The 15,276-nt window shown below is 68.1% G+C and carries 18 protein-coding genes; 14 read left to right on the top strand and 4 right to left on the bottom strand.

Features of this window, described 5'->3' with window-relative positions; genetic code table 11:
• Nucleotides 1–15 precede the first annotated feature (15 nt).
• Together BJP32_RS07730 and BJP32_RS07735 are read left to right on the top strand one after the other, a co-directional pair.
• On the top strand, nt 16–519 hold the full coding sequence (locus tag BJP32_RS07730) for a YbjN domain-containing protein (protein ID WP_004370784.1): 504 nt from the start codon (nt 16–18) through the stop codon (nt 517–519).
• Nucleotides 519–1,322 carry a pyrroline-5-carboxylate reductase gene (locus tag BJP32_RS07735; protein WP_046651626.1) on the top strand — a complete coding sequence of 268 codons (804 nt, stop codon included), beginning with the start codon at nt 519–521 and terminating at the stop codon, nt 1,320–1,322. Before BJP32_RS07730 ends, BJP32_RS07735 begins: the two co-directional genes overlap by 1 nt.
• 12 nt (nt 1,323–1,334) lie before the next feature.
• Here the strand turns inward: BJP32_RS07735 and BJP32_RS07740 are convergent, their stop codons facing one another.
• The 3 genes from BJP32_RS07740 to BJP32_RS07750 form a co-directional block, all read right to left on the bottom strand.
• Nucleotides 1,335–1,826, bottom strand: coding sequence for a hypothetical protein (locus BJP32_RS07740; protein WP_003163549.1), 492 nt, complete (start codon nt 1,824–1,826; stop codon nt 1,335–1,337).
• An 88-nt stretch (nt 1,827–1,914) separates the two neighbouring features.
• Entirely contained in the window at nt 1,915–3,273 is a 1,359-nt protein-coding gene (locus tag BJP32_RS07745) for an ATP-binding protein (protein WP_095045987.1), read from the bottom strand.
• A 22-nt stretch (nt 3,274–3,295) separates the two neighbouring features.
• Complete coding sequence (locus BJP32_RS07750; protein ID WP_003163547.1) at nt 3,296–4,027, bottom strand: response regulator; 732 nt, start codon at nt 4,025–4,027, stop codon at nt 3,296–3,298.
• A gap of 88 nt (nt 4,028–4,115) precedes the next feature.
• On the opposite strand from BJP32_RS07750, the gene BJP32_RS07755 reads away from it, so the two are divergent.
• The 4 genes from BJP32_RS07755 to BJP32_RS07770 all read left to right on the top strand — a co-directional run bounded on the left by BJP32_RS07755 (nt 4,116) and on the right by BJP32_RS07770 (nt 7,675).
• On the top strand, nt 4,116–4,994 hold the full coding sequence (locus tag BJP32_RS07755; RefSeq protein WP_076223534.1) for a branched-chain amino acid aminotransferase: 879 nt from the start codon (nt 4,116–4,118) through the stop codon (nt 4,992–4,994).
• Nucleotides 4,995–5,104: 110 nt separating this feature from the next.
• Nucleotides 5,105–6,376, top strand: coding sequence for a NupC/NupG family nucleoside CNT transporter (locus BJP32_RS07760; protein ID WP_003163544.1), 1,272 nt, complete (start codon nt 5,105–5,107; stop codon nt 6,374–6,376).
• A 35-nt stretch (nt 6,377–6,411) separates the two neighbouring features.
• Entirely contained in the window at nt 6,412–7,029 is a 618-nt protein-coding gene (locus BJP32_RS07765; RefSeq protein ID WP_076223535.1) for a glutathione S-transferase family protein, read from the top strand.
• 7 nt (nt 7,030–7,036) lie between these two features.
• Nucleotides 7,037–7,675: a YoaK family protein gene (locus BJP32_RS07770; protein WP_198935266.1), complete on the top strand. Its 639-nt coding sequence runs from the start codon at nt 7,037–7,039 to the stop codon at nt 7,673–7,675.
• Here the strand turns inward: BJP32_RS07770 and BJP32_RS07775 are convergent.
• Nucleotides 7,659–8,093: a PaaI family thioesterase gene (locus tag BJP32_RS07775; RefSeq protein ID WP_003163540.1), complete on the bottom strand. Its 435-nt coding sequence runs from the start codon at nt 8,091–8,093 to the stop codon at nt 7,659–7,661. The genes BJP32_RS07770 and BJP32_RS07775 overlap by 17 nt on opposite strands.
• 47 nt (nt 8,094–8,140) lie before the next feature.
• Between BJP32_RS07775 and BJP32_RS07780 the strand changes: the two genes are divergently transcribed.
• From BJP32_RS07780 to fliN, 8 genes are all read left to right on the top strand, one after another.
• Entirely contained in the window at nt 8,141–8,461 is a 321-nt protein-coding gene (locus tag BJP32_RS07780; RefSeq protein ID WP_046651625.1) for a DUF3253 domain-containing protein, read from the top strand.
• Nucleotides 8,445–9,050: a uracil-DNA glycosylase family protein gene (locus BJP32_RS07785; RefSeq protein ID WP_076223537.1), complete on the top strand. Its 606-nt coding sequence runs from the start codon at nt 8,445–8,447 to the stop codon at nt 9,048–9,050. Before BJP32_RS07780 ends, BJP32_RS07785 begins: the two co-directional genes overlap by 17 nt.
• Nucleotides 9,047–10,090 (top strand): alpha/beta fold hydrolase, encoded by a 1,044-nt coding sequence (locus BJP32_RS07790; RefSeq protein WP_083673926.1) that lies wholly within the window; start codon nt 9,047–9,049, stop codon nt 10,088–10,090. Before BJP32_RS07785 ends, BJP32_RS07790 begins: the two co-directional genes overlap by 4 nt.
• Nucleotides 10,091–10,233: 143 nt before the next feature.
• Nucleotides 10,234–11,322 carry a Glu/Leu/Phe/Val dehydrogenase gene (locus tag BJP32_RS07795; RefSeq protein WP_003163536.1) on the top strand — a complete coding sequence of 363 codons (1,089 nt, stop codon included), beginning with the start codon at nt 10,234–10,236 and terminating at the stop codon, nt 11,320–11,322.
• 238 nt (nt 11,323–11,560) lie between these two features.
• Nucleotides 11,561–13,198: a flagellar basal-body MS-ring/collar protein FliF gene (fliF, locus tag BJP32_RS07800; RefSeq protein WP_003163535.1), complete on the top strand. Its 1,638-nt coding sequence runs from the start codon at nt 11,561–11,563 to the stop codon at nt 13,196–13,198.
• Entirely contained in the window at nt 13,198–14,235 is a 1,038-nt protein-coding gene (gene fliG, locus BJP32_RS07805) for a flagellar motor switch protein FliG (RefSeq protein ID WP_003163534.1), read from the top strand. Before fliF ends, fliG begins: the two co-directional genes overlap by 1 nt.
• Before the next feature lies 1 nt (nt 14,236).
• Nucleotides 14,237–14,911, top strand: a complete 675-nt coding sequence (locus BJP32_RS07810) for a hypothetical protein (protein ID WP_003163532.1) — start codon at nt 14,237–14,239, stop codon at nt 14,909–14,911.
• Nucleotides 14,911–15,243: a flagellar motor switch protein FliN gene (gene fliN, locus BJP32_RS07815; protein ID WP_003163531.1), complete on the top strand. Its 333-nt coding sequence runs from the start codon at nt 14,911–14,913 to the stop codon at nt 15,241–15,243. Before BJP32_RS07810 ends, fliN begins: the two co-directional genes overlap by 1 nt.
• Nucleotides 15,244–15,276 lie beyond the last annotated feature (33 nt).

Raw genomic sequence — 15,276 nt, forward strand, 5'->3', positions numbered from 1 at the left:
GAAGTTGAACGCCTGATGGATGCTGTGAGACCCGAAGAGGTCGACCTGCCCTTTGATCCGCTGGATGTGGTCGAACACGTCCTGACGGCGGAGAACCTGCCGTTCGACCGCACGGACGAGGGCGATCTGGCCTTCGCCCTGGCCGGCGACTGGAAGGACTATGAGCTGTGGTTCGCCTGGCGGCCCGAGGGCGACTGCCTTCAGCTGTGCCTGGCGCTGGACCTGCGGGTGGCCAAGACGCGGCGCGCGGCGGCCTATGAACTGGTCTCCATGATCAACCAGCGCACCTGGCTGGGCCATTTCGAGATCTGGCCGGACGAGGGCGAGATCGTCTTCCGCCACGCCCTGGCCCTGCCGCACACCGAACGGCCGACCCTGGCCCAGGCCGCGTCCATGATCGACGCGGCGGTCGAGGCGGCGGACCGTTACTATCCCGCTTTCGACTTCATGGTGCGCGGCTCCAAGAAGCCGAAGGAGGCGATCGACGCCTGTCTGTTCGAGACCGTGGGCAACGCCTGATGAGCGGTTCTGGACGTCCGGTCGTGCTCCAGGGCGTCGGACGCCTGGGCTCGGCCATTCTGGAAGGCTGGCTGGCGACGGGCGCCGTCGACCCGGCCGATCTGATCATCCTGACGCCGTCTGAAAAGCCGGTCGCCGAGGCGGCGCGGGCCAGGGGCGCGCGGATCAATCCGCCGCTGGAGGAACTGGCGAACGCCCGCGCCTTCGTCATCGGCGTGAAGCCCGCCAAATGGCTGGAGGCCGCGCAGGCCGTCCTGCCGCATCTGGCGGCGGACGCCGTGATCGTCTCGGTCATGGCCGGGGTGCGCGGCGAGACGATCTCTGACGGCTATGACGGCCGCCCGGTCGTGCGCGTCATGCCGACGACCGGCGTGGCCCAGGCGCGCGGGGTGGCGACGTTGTGGGCGGCGGAGGCTGAGGCCCTGGCGGTTGGGCGCGAACTGTTCGAGCCGATCGCCGAGACGGTTCTGCTGGACGACGAGGCCCTGATGCACGCGGCGACGGCGGTGTCCGGCTGCGGACCGGCCTATTTCTTCGCCTTCACCCGCGCCCTGGCCGAGGCCGGGGAGGCCGAAGGTCTGTCGCCCGAGGCGGCCGCGCGACTGGCGCGCGCCACCCTGCGTTCGGCTGCGGCGGGCGTGGAGGGCGACGAGGCTCTGAACGCTCTGATCGACCGCGTGGCCTCGCCCGGCGGGGTGACCCAGGCCGGTCTGATCGCCCTCAATGAAAACGGCGCCCTCGACCGTTCTGTCGAAAGCGCCGTGAAGGCGGCGGTCGCCAAGTCCACTGAACTCAGCGGCTGATCGTCAGGCGCTTCAGCGTCGGACGAAACGACCCTCGGCCAGGTTGCGGGCCAGGCGGTCATAGGCGCGCTGGGCGTCGGTCCAGGTGGTCGAACCGCGCGCATCGGCCAGGGTCGGGGTGTAGTAGTCGAACTTGACCGGCTGGACCTCGCCCGAGGCCATGGTCACGGACCCTTCCACCGCCGCACCGCCGATCGACAGGCTGCGCATGGAATCCAGACCCGGCTTGTCTGACAGTTGCTGCATCGTCGGGCGGTTGGGCTTCAGGTCGGTGATGACCAGCTCGACGCGAGCGCCGTCCAAGGCGTGACGATCCGTCAGCACGCGCTCGACGGTGCGGGTCAGGTCGCTTACCTGTTGCTGGACGTCGCGTTCGCCCAATTCTCGGGCGGTTTGGGCGAAGTCGGGGCTGACCGTCACGACGACGGCCGAGGGTTGGGCCGCAGCGGCGCCGGAAACGGCGAGGGCGGCGGCGAGCGGCGCAAGAAAAGCAATACGACGCATAGTACGGGCTCCTGATTCCAGGCCCCCCTGGAACACAGGACAAGATGGCGACGATTTTACGGTTCCGCTAGGGGCGCGAAGCAAAGATCTAGGCGGCGCGACGATCCGCCGGCAGTCGGATGGACGCCTTCAGCCCGCCCAGGTCGCTGCGGCCCAGGATGATGTCGCCGCCGTGGCCGCGCGCCACGTCCCGCGCCACGGCCAGGCCCAAGCCCACCCCCTTGCGGTTCTGATTGCGCGAGGCGTCCAGCCGCGAGAAGGGGCGGAAGGCTTCTTCGTGCATGTCGTCGGGAATGCCGGGGCCGTCGTCCTCGACCACGATCTCCAGCCCGCCGGAGGGCAAGGGGCGGGCCGACAGCCGCACCCGTTCGCCGTGCGAGGCGGCGTTGCCGACCAGGTTGTTGATCGCCCGACGGAAGGCCAGGGGGCGGGCCAGCATATTGAGATCGTCGGGAGCCTCGACTTCGGCCACGGCGCCCGAGCGGCGGGCGTCCTCGGCGGCGCGACGCAGCATTTCGGGTACGGAGATCGTCTGCATCGCCTCGCCCGCCTCGCCGCGCGCGAAGGCGAGGTACTCGTCGATCATGTGCTCCATCTCGTCCAGGTCGCCCTTCATCGCCTCGGCGCGCTTGAACGGCGGGGCCAGGGCCAGTTCGAGACGCAGGCGGGTCAGGGGCGTGCGCAGGTCATGGCTGACCGAGGCCAGCAGGGCCGTGCGCTGGTCGATGTGGCGCTGGATGCGCGAACGCATGTCCAGGAAGGCTGTGGCGGCGGCCCGCACCTCGCGCGCGCCGTGCGGTTTGAAGCGCGGCACGCTCTCGCCCCGGCCGAAAGCCTCGGCGGCGGAGGCCAGGCGCTCGATGGCGCGCACCTGGTTGCGAATGAACAGCACCGCCACGCCCAGCAAAAGGATGGTGGCGATCATCAGCCACAGGACGAAGATGTGGGCCTGGGTCGCCACGGCCCGTTCACGCGGGGCGATGACGCGCAGCACGCCGTCGGACTCCTGCACCCGGATGTCGACATAGGCGGGGTAGCGGGTGGTGTCGAACCAGAAGGGCTGGTCCAGCCGCGAGGCCAGGGCCTTCTCCAGCGTCCGGTCGACCAGGCCCAGGGCGCCGCGCCGTTCTTCGTCGGGCAGGGAGGCGGAGGGCTGGAAGGCGATGGACAGCTGCATCGACCGTTCGGCGCGCTCGGAGATCAGGGCCAGGTTCTGGGGCGAGGGATCGTCGCGATAGCTTTCGGCCGCCCAGGCCACGTCGCCGGCCAGACCCTCGGACAGGCGCGCCGTCACCGCCTGCCAGTGGGCGTCGAAGAAGGCCCATGTCACCGCCGCCTGCATGATCAGCACCGGCAGGACGATGATCAGCAGCGACCGTCCCCACAGGGAGGTCGGCAGCCGACGCTTGATCCACCGCGTCCAGACGTTGAACGGCATCAGCCGCATGAGGAGCGTTCCGGTCCTGTCGTCAGTCCGGCGCCAGCATATAGCCGACGCCGCGCACCGTCTGGAGGTAGCGCGGATTCTTGGGGTCCGCCTCCAGCTTGCGGCGCAGGCGCGTCACCTGGACGTCCACGGCGCGGCCGGTCACGTCGGCCGTGTCGGGCGACAGGGTCATGCGCTCGACCGGCGAGTGGGCGTGAATGGCCAGGGTCTTGAGCAGTTGCGCCTCGGCCTCGGTCAGGCGTTGCAGTTCGCCGTCGCGCGTCAGCTCCAGCCGCTCCATGTCGAAGACGGCGGGCCCCATGCGGATCTCCTTGGGCGTCATCAGCTTGCCGCCGGTGCGGCGCAGGATGGCCTCGATCCGCAGCGACAGCTCGCGCGGGTCGAAGGGCTTGGACATATAGTCGTCGGCGCCGCGCGACAGGCCTTCGATCCGGTCGTCGGGGTCGCCTTTGGCCGTCAGCAGCAGCACGGGCGTCTTGGACAGGGCCGCCTGGCTGCGAATCCAGGTGGTCAGGTCGAAGCCGCTTTCGCCCGGCATCATCACGTCCAGCACGATCAGGTCGAACTCGATCAGTTCGACCATGCGCCGCGCCGCGCCCGCATGGGCGGCGCCGGTGACGCGATAACCCTCGCGGCTCAGGAACTCCTTGAGCAGTTCGCGGATGCGGTCGTCGTCGTCGACGACCAGGATGTGCCGTCCGCTGCCGGCGGGCGCGATGGGGCCGGACCGGCCGTTGGCGCGAGGCTCGATCATGCTCACTGCGAATCTCCTCGCGAGGCGCCGTTGACGCGGGCGTGCGACGGGCGTCTAAATAAATATCTTGCGCGGGAGATGTTCTTCAATGGCCTTCGTTCCTTTCGACGATCGTGACGGATGGATCTGGTTTGACGGAGAATTCGTTCCCTGGCGGGAGGCGAAAACGCACGTTCTGACCCATGGCCTTCACTACGGCTCGTCGGTGTTCGAGGGTGAGCGTATGTATGGCGGTGAAATCTTCAAGCTGACCGCGCACAGCGAACGCCTGAAGCGCTCCGCCGAGCTGCTCGACTTCGAGATTCCCTATAGCGTGGCCGAGATCGACGCCGCCTGCAAGGAAACCTGCGCGCGCAACGGTCTGATCGACTGCTATATCCGCCCCGTCGCCTATCTGGGACCGGAACAGCTCAGCGTCACCGCCAAGAACAGCAAGGTCCATCTGGCCGTCGCCGCCTGGGAGTGGCCCAGCTATTTCGACCCCGAGGTCAAGAAGAAGGGCATCGCCCTGGAGTGGGCCAAGTGGCGCCGTCCCGACCCGGCCACGGCGCCGTCGACGGCCAAGGCGGCCGGCCTCTACATGATCTGCACCATGTCCAAGACGGCGGCTGAGAAGCGCGGCTTCGCCGACGCCCTGATGCTGGACTGGCGCGGCTATGTGGCCGAGGCGACCGGCGCCAACGTCTTCTTCGTCCGGAACGGCGCCCTGCACACGCCGCGCGTCGATCACATCCTGAACGGCATCACCCGCCAGACCGTCATCGAAATGGCGCAGGCGCGCGGGATCGAGGTCATTGTCCGCGACATCCTGCCGGAAGAGCTGGGCGATTTCTCCGAATGCTTCCTCACCGGCTCGGCCGCCGAGGTGACGCCGGTGGGCCAGGTCGGCGACTATCGCTTCACGCCGGGCGCGCTGTCGCTCAGCCTGATGGACGACTACGGCAAGCTGGTGCGCGGCCAACTCTAGGCGCTTCCATCGACGAGTTTCGTCGTCCCCCTTGCCAGCGGCGTTCTGCTGTCGTTGATGCGCACTGAAGAAGCCGGCTCCCATAGCGCCGGTCGCGGAGCCGCCTTTCCATGTTCAGCCTCCTGAACCTCCAGAGCCTGTTCGGCCTGGTCGTCATCGTCGCCGTCTGCTGGGCGATTTCCGAGAACCGCCGCGCCTTTCCGTGGCGGCTGGCGATCGGGGCGGTGCTGGTGCAGGCGGCGCTGGTGCTGGCGACCTTCGCCATTCCCGGCTCGCAGGTGGTGCTGGACGGCATCAACAATGCGGTGAAGGGGCTGGAGCTGGCGACCGCAGAGGGGACGCGCTTCGTCTTCGGCTATCTGGCGGGCGGGGATCAGCCCTACGCCGTGGCCAATGAGGGCGCCCTGTTCACCTTCGCCTTCAATGTGCTGCCGCTGATCCTGGTGATCTCCGCCCTGTCGGCCCTGCTGTGGCACTGGAAGATCCTGAAGTGGATCACGCTCGGCTTCGGCTTCCTGTTCCAGCGGACGATGGGGCTGGGCGGCGCCTCGGCCCTGGCGGTCGCGGCCAACGTCTTCCTGGGCATGATCGAAAGCCCGATCGTCATCCGCGCTTATCTGGACAAGCTGAGCCGGTCCGAGGTCTTCCTGATGATGGTGGTCGGTCTGGCCACGGTCGCCGGTTCGACCATGGTGGCCTATGCGACCATTCTGTCGCCGGTGCTGACCAATGCGGCGGGCCACGTCCTGGTGGCCTCCATCGTCTCGGCGCCCGCCGGCATCCTGCTGGCCCGCGTCATCATTCCGGAAAAGCCGGGCGAGGGCGGGGCGGTCGCCGACTACAACTCGGCGCTGAAGTACGACAGCGCCGTCGACGCCATCGTCAAGGGCACGTCCGACGGCCTGATGGTGGTGCTGAACATTTCGGCCGTGCTGATCGTCTTCGTGGCCCTGGTGGCGCTGGCCAACGTCATCCTGGGCGGCTTCGTCATCGCCGGAGAGCCGCTGACGATCGAGCGCATCCTGGGCGTGCTCTTCGCCCCGGTGGCCTGGCTGACCGGCGTGGAATGGGCCGACGCCCAGAAGGCGGGCTGGCTGCTGGGGGTCAAGCTGACCCTGACCGAGTTCGTCGCCTTCATCGAGCTGGGCAAGGTGCCCGTCGCCGAGATGAGCGAGCGCACGCGGATGCTGATGACCTACGCCCTGTGCGGCTTCGCCAACATCGGCTCGGTCGGCATCACCGTCACCGGCCTGTCGGTGCTGATGCCCGAACGCCGCGAGGAGGTGCTGGGCATGGTGTGGAAGGCGCTGCTGGCGGGCTTCCTGGCCACGCTGATGACGGCCTGCATCGTCGGGGCCTTGCCCGCCGCCGTCTTCGCCTAGTAGCGTTCCGAGGGCAGCCGAAGGGGAACCCTCTGATGAAGCTCTATGAAAGCCGCCGCGCGCCCAATCCGCGCCGCGTCCGCTGGGTCATGGCGGAAAAGGGCGTGACCGACGTCGAGCGGGTCGAGATCGAGCTTCTGGCGGGCGAGCATCGCACCCCGGCCTATCGCGCCAAGTTCGGCGTGCCGCACGTTCCTGCGCTGGAGCTGGACGACGGAACCTGCCTGACGGAATCCATCGCCATCTGCCGCTATCTGGAGGCCCTGCACCCCGAGCCGAACCTGTTCGGCCGCAATCCCAAGGAGCAGGCGATCATCGAGATGTGGATGCGCCGGTGCGAGATGTATCTGGCCAATCCGATGATGCTGAACGTGCGCTTCACCCACCCGGCCCTGGCCGCGCTGGAGGCGCCCCAGCCCCAGGTCGCCGAATACAACCGCCTGGGCGCCGAACGCTTCATGAAGACGCTGGATCGCCACCTGGCGGAGCATGAGTTCATCGCCGCCGACCGCTTCACCATCGCCGACATCGTCGGGGCCGTGGGTCTGGATTTCGCTCGCCTGGTCAAATACCGCCCGCCCGAGGAGCTGACCCACCTGGCCCGCTGGCTGGAGACTTGCCGCGCCCGTCCGGCGGCGACGGCCGGGATGTGAGCCTGCCTTGCGGACTCTGACAGCGCCCGATCGCGGGCTGGCTCTGATGCTGGCGGGGCTGGCGGGCTACGTCGACAGCCTGGGCTTTCTGCATCTGGGCGGGGTGTTCGTCTCCTTCATGAGCGGCAACACCACCCGCCTGGCCGTCAACCTGGCCGAGGGACGGTGGCTGGCGGCGGGCGCGGTGGCGGGCGTTCTGCTGTTGTTTATCCTGGGCGCCATGCTCGGGGCCTTGGTCGCGGGCGGCGAGGGGGCGCGCTCGCGCAGCCGGGTGCTGGCGGTCGAGGCGGCGCTGCTGGCCGGGGCCGCCGTGGCGGCGGGGGCGGGGATCGCGCCCCTGGCGATCGGCCTGATGGTCCTGGCCATGGCGGTGGAGAACTCGGTCTTCCTGCGCGACGGCGAGGTCGGGGTCAGCCTGACCTATATGACCGGAACCCTGATCAAGACCGGCCACGCCCTGGCCGCGGCCGTGCGCGGCGGCGACCCCTGGGCGTTTCGGCCCTATATGGCGTTGTGGGCGGGGCTGGCCGGAGGCGCGCTGATGGGCGCGGTCGTCTACGGCCGTCTGGGGCTGACCGCCCTGTGGCCGGCGGCCGCCGTCGCCATGGCCCTGGCGCTGGGCGTACGGTTCAACCGCGCGGCGTGAACTTTCGGATCACGCCCGAGAAGGTCATCAGCAGCCGTTCGCCGGTGGTGATCTGGCCGCGCACGAAGATCAGGCTCTTGCCTGCCTTGGTCACCTGGCCGGTCGCCTCGATCAGTTCGCCCACATAGGCGCCGTCGATGAAGGTGGAGTCGAGTTGCACCGTCACGCCCGAGGCGCCCTCCATCTCCTGATAGGCGATCTGGAACATGGCGATGTCGGCGAAGGTCATCAGACAGCCGCCGTGCATCCGGCCGCCGGCGTTCATGTGCTTCTGCTCGGCGCGGAAGGCGCAGCGCATGTGGCCGTCGGGATCGGGCTTGCCGTAGAAGGGCCCCACCACCACGTCGAAGGTGTCGCGCAGGTCATAGGTCTGCCAACCGGCGAACTCGCCCTCGGTGACGGTGATTATCTCGGCCATGTCGGTTTTGCCTTCTTTCCGATCTCGCGGTGCAGCATATAGCGCCTATGAGCGATCCAATCGAAGCGGCCATTTTCGAAAAACTGGCCAAGGCCGACCCCAAGAACGTCGGCGGCAAGAGCATTGAACCGGCCGATGTGGCCAAGGAGCTGCAGCCCGAGCAGTGGCAACGCCTGTTGCCCAAGGTGAAGGCGACGGCTCTGGGCCTGATGCGTCAGGGCAAGCTGACCATCACCAAGAAGGGCAAGGCGGTCGATCCCAACAACTTCCGCGGCGTGATCCGCCTGCGCCTGCCGACTGAGGCCGAGACGGCCGCAGCCCTGGCGGCCCTGCCGCCGGTCGAAGCTTCGGATGACGACTTCGACTGAACCGGACAACGGCCTGGACGCGCTCCTGGCCGAGATCCGCGCCTGCCGGGCGTGCTTGGGCCAGCTGCCCCACACGCCGCGCCCGGTGATCATGGTCGCGCCTGAGACGCGCCTGCTGATCTGCGGCCAGGCGCCCGGGCGGCGAGTGCATGAAAGCGGCCTGCCCTTCACCGACCCGTCCGGCGTTCGCCTTCGCGACTGGATGGGGGTGGATGAAGCGACCTTCTACGGCGATCCGCGTCTCGGCGTGGCGGCGCAGGCCTTCTGCTTCCCTGGCACCGATCCCAAGGGCGGCGACTATCCGCCGCCGCGCCGCTGCGCCGAGCTGTGGCGGCCGCGCCTGCTGGCCGAACTGCCGAAGGTCGACCTGACTCTGCTGGTCGGCGGCTACGCCCAGGCCTGGGCTCTGGGCGCGGCGGCCAAGGCCAACATGACCGAGACGGTCCACGCCTGGCGCGACTACGCCCCCGCCATACTGCCTCTGCCGCATCCATCGTGGCGCAATACGGCCTGGCTGAAGAAAAACCCGTGGTTCGAGGCCGAGGTTCTGCCCTACCTTCGTCAGCGGACAGCGGAGATACTGACGTGAAGATTTGGCGGGGCGGATTGGCGGCGGGCCTTATGGCTCTTTCCCTGGGCCTGAGCGCCTGCGCCACGCCGCACGTCCAGTCGCCGCTGACGCCGCCCAACGGGTTCAACGGGCCGCGCATCGAAACGGGAACCCTGGGACGCGGCGCCTTTGTGGTGCAGGACGGGGCGCGGCTGCCCTATCTGCGCTGGAGTCCGGAAGGCCAGGCGCCTTGGGCCGTCATCGTCGCCCTGCACGGTTTCAACGACCACTACGCCTCCTTCCGCTTCGCCGGGCCGTGGTGGGCGCAGCGGGGCATCGAGACCTGGGCCTATGATCAGCGCGGCTTCGGCCTGGCGCCGAACCGGGGCCAGTTCGCGGCCGAAAGCCTGACCAGTCAGGATCTGCGCACCATCGTCGCCCTGGTTCGGGCCGAGCGCCCGAACGCCCTGATCGTGGTGGCGGGCGAGAGCATGGGCGGCTCCTCGACCATCGCCGCCTTCGGATCGGAGACGCCGCCGGACGCCGATCGGGTGGTGCTGCTGGCGCCCGGCGTCTGGGGCTGGTCCAGCCAGAGCGCCTTCAATAGCGCGGGCCTGTGGACCGCCGCGCGCATGATGGGCGCCAAGCGGGTCGAGCCGCCGTCCTTCGCCGTGCGCGACATCCGCGCCTCGGACAATACGCTGGAGCTGATCCGCAACGGCCGCGACCCCCTGTCGATCCTGTCGACGCGGTTCGATGCCCTGTACGGCCTGGTCGATCTGATGGAGACGGCGACCCAGCGGTTAGGACAGGTCGAGAAACCGACCCTCCTGCTTTACGGCGCGCACGATCAGATCATCACCAAACGCCCCATGCGCCGCGCCCTGGAACAGGCGGGCGAACGGGCGAACCTGACGACGGGCTATTACGCCGACGGCTGGCACATCCTGAATCGCGATCTTCAGGCCGAGACCGTGTTCGCCGATGTCGAATCCTGGCTGCGCGATCCGACACGCCCTCTGCCGTCAGGCGCGCCGGCTGTGCTGCCCGCCCTGCAGGCTGATCCCAAGGCGCGCTGAACGCAGAACTTGCGGAATGCGGAGGCGTTTTCCGCATGTTTCCTAGAAGCCTGGGGCGGCCGCATGGTGATGCTTGCCGTTTGGTCAGGCTGCGCGTATGTCCTTCCGCACAAAAAATACCCCAGGAAAGGCCTGTCATGGGCATGACGCTGTTTGATTCTCCTTCTTTCTCGAACCATGAAGGCGTCCACGCCTTCTATGATGAGAAAACCGGCCTGAAAGCGATTGTTGCGGTGCACTCGACCGCGCGCGGTCCGGCCGTCGGCGGCACCCGCATGTGGAACTACGCCACCGCCGCCGAGGCGCTGGAAGACGTGCTGCGCCTGTCCAAGGGCATGAGCTACAAGAACGCCGTCGCGGATCTGGAGATGGGCGGCGGCAAGTCGGTCATCATCGGCGACAGCCGCACCCAGAAGTCGCCGGAGCTGTTCCATGCTTTCGGCCGCTATCTGAACGGTCTGGGCGGTCACTACTACGCCGCCGAAGACGTCGGCACCTCGGTCGAGGACATCGCCGAAGCCCGCAAGGTCACCGAATTCGTTCTGGGCCTGAAAGACGGTCCGGAAGCCTCGGGCGATCCCAGCCCCGTCACCGCCGAGGGCGTGTTCCGCTCGAACCTGGTCGTCGCGCGTCGCCTGTTCAACCAGAACGACATGACCGGCCTGACCGTCGCCATCCAGGGCGTGGGCCACGTCGGCGCCTATCTGGCCGAGAAGCTGCACAAGGCCGGCGCCAAGCTGATCATCACCGACGTCAACCAGGCCAACCTGGAAGCCGTCGCCGCCAAGACCGGCGCCGAGATCGTCGCTCCGGACGCCATCTATGACGTCGCCGCCGACATCTACGCCCCGTGCGCCCTGGGCGCGACCCTGAACCCGCAGACGCTGGACCGCCTGAAGGTCAAGGCCGTCTGCGGCGCCGCCAACAACCAGCTGGCCACCGCCGACATCGGCGACGAGCTGTTCAAGCGCGGCGTGCTGTATGCGCCGGACTACGTCATCAACGGCGGCGGCATCATCAACGTCGCCTCGGAAATGAACGCCCGTCAGACCGGCGGCGCCTATGACGCCTCGTGGGTCGAAGGCAAGCTGTCGCGCCTGATGGAGACCTTCGAGGAAATCCTCGAGCGTTCGGTCGCCGAGAACAAGCCGACCCATCTGATCGCCGACGCCATCGCCGAGGCCCGCATCAAGGCCGCCGCCGACAAGAAGGCCGCGGCCCTAAAGATCTAAAGTTTGAAGGTCAGATCGACCTTTGACCAGCTAGCCTGCCTCTCTCGGGAGGCGGGCGGGCGCCGGGGGGCGCCTGAGGGGTGCGGGCCATAAGTCCGCGCCCCTTTATCATTCTTGGGCCTGCGCCAGCGGCTCCGCCTTCCATTCTTTAACGCCTCTTAACGCCGCATTTACCATCCAGGCGGCAGTTTCTGCCTAGCGGGTTCGGTTCGTCCCGCGTGTGCAGGGGCGATGGCGCGTGGGCGGCTTCACGGAAGCTTTGAAAAGGTTCGGCATCGGACGCCTGGCCGCCATCCTGGGCGTGGCTGCGGGCGTGGCCGCCGTTCTGGTCGCCGTCATGCTGCGCGTGGGCCAGGCCCCGGACGCCTTGCTCTATTCCAATCTCGACCTGCGCGAAGCCTCCGAAATCAGCGCCGCCCTGGATCAGGCGGGCATCAAATATTCGTCCAAGGGCGACGGCTCGACCATCTTCGTCAGCCGCGACGAGGTGGGCACGGCGCGCCTGATGCTGGCGGGCAAGGGGCTCGTGACCTCGGGCAGCGTCGGCTACGAGATCTTCGACAACCAGTCGGTGCTGGGTCAGACCGAGTTCCAGCAGAACCTGAACGAGCAGCGCGCCCTACAGGGCGAGCTGGCGCGCACCATCATGTCGATGCGCGGCATCTCTTCCGCCCGCGTCCACATCACCATGCCCCGGCGTGAGATGTTCCAGGCCGCCGCCATCGACCCGACCGCCGCCGTGGTGGTGGGTCTGTCGGGCCGCGACCTGTCGGCCGATCAGGTGCGGGCCATCCGCAACGTCGTCGCCTCGTCCGTGCCGAACCTGAAGCCGGACAAGGTCACGGTGACGGACCAGGCCAACCGCACCCTGGCGGCGGGGTCTGAGGACACCGGCTTCACCTCGGCCACCGCCGAGGCGTCCAAGGCCTCGACCGAGGCCCAGATGCAGGCTCGCATCAAGGACATCGTCGAGGGCGTCGTCGGCGCCGGCGCCGCCCGCGTCCAGGTCACGGCCGACATCGACCACAGCCGCTCGACGACGCAGGAGCAGAAGTTCGACCCGGACGGCCAGGTCGTCCGCTCGACCTCGACCAACGGCTCGCAGTCGCAGGACACGACCGGTCAGCAGGACGGCGGCGTCACCGCCACCAACAACATTCCCGGCGGGCAGGCCCCGAACACCACGCCGATCGGCTCGACCAACTCGGAAAACACCGAGACGACCAACTACGAAATCTCCAACACCACCACCACCACGGTGAAGGAGCCGGGCGAGGTCAAGAAGCTGTCGGTCTCGGTCGCGGTCGACGGCAAATACACCCCCGCCGCCGACGGCAAGGGCGAGCCGACCTATGCCGCCCGCACGGCCGAGGAAGTGCAGCAGATCAAGGCCCTGGTCGCCGCCGCCGTCGGCATCGACGAGACGCGCGGCGATAAGCTGGAGGTGGTCAACGTCCGCTTCAGTCGCGAGCCGTCGGCCGCGCCGGGCGCCGAGGAAGGCTCCTCGATGTTCGCCTTCGACAAGAACGACATCATGCGCGGGGTCGAGCTGCTGATCCTGGCCGTCACGGGCTTCGTACTGGTCTTCTTCGTCCTGCGTCCGCTGCTGAAAGCGGCGACGGGTTCTGGCGGCGCGCCCGCCCTGGCCGGCGCCGGCGGCATTCCCGTGACCGCCCTGGACACCCAGATCGTCGGCGGAACCCTGCCGGGCGGCGCGCCCATGCTGGCGGGCCCCAGCGACATGGAGCAGCGCATCGACATCGCCCGCATCGAGGGCCAGGTGAAGGCCTCCTCCATCAAGAAGGTCGCCGATTTCGTCGACAGCCATCCAGAGGAATCCACGGCGATCCTGCGCTCGTGGATGCATGAAAGCTGATGGCGGCGCGGCTGGTGTCAAAGGGCGCTGCGGTTGATGACGCGAAGAAGCTGACGGGGCCTGAAAAGGCGGCCGTCGTTCTGCTGTCTCTGGGCGAAGAGCACACCGCCCTGTGGCAACAGCTCGACGATGAAGAGATCAAGGAGGTCTCTCAGGCCATGGCGGGGCTGGGCACCGTCACCGCCGCCGTGGTCGAAGAGGTGCTGGTCGAGTTCGTCTCCGGCATCGGCGGGTCCGGCTCGCTGATGGGCTCCTATGAGCAGACGCAGCGCCTGCTGGCCTCCTTCATGCCCGGCGATCGGGTCGAGGCCCTGATGGAGGAGATCCGCGGTCCGGCGGGCCGCACCATGTGGGACAAGCTCGGCAATGTGAACGAGGCCGTGCTCGCCAACTATCTGAAGAACGAATATCCGCAGACGGTCGCGGTCGTCCTGTCGAAGATCAAGCCGGACCACGCCTCGCGCGTGCTGACGGCCCTGCCCGAGGACTTCGCTCTGGAGTGCGTCCAGAGGATGCTGCGCATGGAGCCGGTGCAGCGCGACATCCTCGACAAGATCGAACAGACCCTGCGCAGCGAGTTCATGTCTAACCTGGCGCGCACGTCCAAGCGCGACAGCCATGAGCTTATGGCCGACATCTTCAACAGTTTCGACCGCCAGACCGAAGCCCGCTTCATCGGCGCGCTGGAGGAACGCAACCGCGACGCGGCCGAGCGTATCCGCGCCCTGATGTTCGTGTTCGAGGATCTGTCGCGCCTCGATCCGGGCGGGGTGCAGACCCTGCTGCGCGCGGTCGAGAAGGACCAGCTGGGGCTGGCGCTGAAGGGCGCCTCGGATCCCCTGCGCGAAATGTTCTTCTCCAACATGTCCGAGCGCGCCTCGAAGATCATGCGCGAGGACATGGATTCCATGGGGCCTGTCCGCCTCAAGGACGTCGACAACGCCCAGATGGCCATGGTCCAGGTGGCCAAGGATCTGGCGGCGCGGGGCGACATCATGCTGGCCGGCCAGGGCGGCGACGACGAGTTGATCTACTGACATGAGCGCCCAACCCGCCAACGCCGTCCCCTTCGCTTTCGACACCGAGTTCGGGGCCGACGGCGCCGTGCTGCGCGCCTCGACCTGGCAGCCGGCCAAACGATCCTTCGCCCCCGCCGAGGTCGAAGCCCTGGTCGCCCAGGCCCGGCTGGAGGCCCGTCAGCAGGCCCTGGCCGAGGTCGAGGCCCTGCGCGCCGACGCCTTGTCGATCGTGGCCCAGTCGACGGCGCAGGCCGCGACCCTGTTGCGCGGCGTGGCCGAGTCGCACCGTCGCGAATCCGCCGAACTGGCGTTGGCCGCCGCGCGGGTCATCGGTTCAGCCGCCTTCGATCGTTTTCCGCGCCGTCCGCTCGAGGCCGCCATCGAGGCCCTGGGACAGGAGATGGACGCGACGCCGCGCCTTCTGGTTCGCGCCTCGGGGCTGGATGACGAAGGCCGCGCCCAGATCGAGGCCCTGTGCGCCCAGGCCGGTTTCTCGGGACTGGTGGTGTTCCGCGACGAGCCGCACCTGCCCGCCGCCGCCTTCGCCCTGGAATGGGCCGACGGCCGCGCTGAATTCGATCCGGCCGAAGCCGAGGCCCGTGTGGTCGCCGCGCTCAACGCCGCCCTGGCCGCCGAAGCCGGCCACGCCGAGCCGCCCCTCGAAGGCGGCGCTCATGACAGAAGGGGCTTCTGATGGCCACCGACGATCTTTCGCTTGAGGAATTCGGCGAGTCCACCGCCCTGAACCTGGCCGACGAGGGCGGCGAGAAGTCCGCCGTCGACCTGGCGCCCGTCTTCGACGTGCCGGTCAACATCTCGGCTGTGCTGGGCAAGGCCAATATGTCGGTGGCCCAGCTGCTGAAGCTCAACAAGGGTTCGGTGCTGGAGCTGGACCGCAAGGTCGGCGAGGCGATCGACATCTTCGTCAACAACCGCCTGGTGGCGCGCGGCGAGGTCGTTGTCGTCGAGGACCGTCTGGGCGTGACCATGACGGAAATCATCAAGACCGAGGACAAGGGCGCCTGATCGGCCGCCCCGTCACGGACAGGATTTTGAAGG

Source organism: Brevundimonas sp. ZS04, assembly GCF_001956865.1.
Classification (GTDB): Bacteria; Pseudomonadota; Alphaproteobacteria; order Caulobacterales; family Caulobacteraceae; genus Brevundimonas; species Brevundimonas diminuta.

Coding starts and splice junctions, on each gene's coding strand:
- BJP32_RS07750 (WP_003163547.1), bottom strand. CDS start 4,027: ATGATCGAGCCTCGCGCCAACGGCCGGTCCGGCCCCATCGCGCCCGCC.
- BJP32_RS07740 (WP_003163549.1), bottom strand. CDS start 1,826: ATGCGTCGTATTGCTTTTCTTGCGCCGCTCGCCGCCGCCCTCGCCGTT.
- BJP32_RS07755 (WP_076223534.1), top strand. CDS start 4,116: ATGGCCTTCGTTCCTTTCGACGATCGTGACGGATGGATCTGGTTTGAC.
- BJP32_RS07760 (WP_003163544.1), top strand. CDS start 5,105: ATGTTCAGCCTCCTGAACCTCCAGAGCCTGTTCGGCCTGGTCGTCATC.
- fliG (WP_003163534.1), top strand. CDS start 13,198: ATGGCGGCGCGGCTGGTGTCAAAGGGCGCTGCGGTTGATGACGCGAAG.
- BJP32_RS07735 (WP_046651626.1), top strand. CDS start 519: ATGAGCGGTTCTGGACGTCCGGTCGTGCTCCAGGGCGTCGGACGCCTG.
- BJP32_RS07765 (WP_076223535.1), top strand. CDS start 6,412: ATGAAGCTCTATGAAAGCCGCCGCGCGCCCAATCCGCGCCGCGTCCGC.
- BJP32_RS07745 (WP_095045987.1), bottom strand. CDS start 3,273: ATGCGGCTGATGCCGTTCAACGTCTGGACGCGGTGGATCAAGCGTCGG.
- fliN (WP_003163531.1), top strand. CDS start 14,911: ATGGCCACCGACGATCTTTCGCTTGAGGAATTCGGCGAGTCCACCGCC.
- BJP32_RS07795 (WP_003163536.1), top strand. CDS start 10,234: ATGACGCTGTTTGATTCTCCTTCTTTCTCGAACCATGAAGGCGTCCAC.
- BJP32_RS07810 (WP_003163532.1), top strand. CDS start 14,237: ATGAGCGCCCAACCCGCCAACGCCGTCCCCTTCGCTTTCGACACCGAG.
- BJP32_RS07775 (WP_003163540.1), bottom strand. CDS start 8,093: ATGGCCGAGATAATCACCGTCACCGAGGGCGAGTTCGCCGGTTGGCAG.
- BJP32_RS07730 (WP_004370784.1), top strand. CDS start 16: ATGGATGCTGTGAGACCCGAAGAGGTCGACCTGCCCTTTGATCCGCTG.
- BJP32_RS07780 (WP_046651625.1), top strand. CDS start 8,141: ATGAGCGATCCAATCGAAGCGGCCATTTTCGAAAAACTGGCCAAGGCC.
- BJP32_RS07785 (WP_076223537.1), top strand. CDS start 8,445: ATGACGACTTCGACTGAACCGGACAACGGCCTGGACGCGCTCCTGGCC.